Genomic DNA, 216 nt, shown 5'->3' on the forward strand with positions numbered 1-216 from the left:
GGTTAATGCTGGGTGCGATGGGTGACCGTTATGGACGTCGCCTGGCAATGGTCACCAGTATCATTCTGTTCTCTGTGGGGACGCTGGCCTGTGGCTTCGCGCCAGGCTACACCACCATGTTTATCGCCCGCCTGGTAATCGGTATGGGAATGGCAGGTGAGTACGGCTCCAGCGCCACCTACGTTATTGAAAGCTGGCCTAAACACCTGCGTAACA

At 56.5% G+C, this 216-nt stretch carries 1 protein-coding gene; it reads left to right on the plus strand.

The window, feature by feature from the left end; translation table 11 throughout:
• The coding region (locus FDX22_RS31755; protein WP_255433025.1) for an MFS transporter at positions 1 to 216 on the plus strand (216 nt) is incomplete at both ends.

Origin of the sequence: Citrobacter sp. TBCS-14 (assembly GCF_005280805.1) — a bacterium.
Taxonomy (GTDB): domain Bacteria; phylum Pseudomonadota; class Gammaproteobacteria; order Enterobacterales; family Enterobacteriaceae; genus Citrobacter; species Citrobacter gillenii.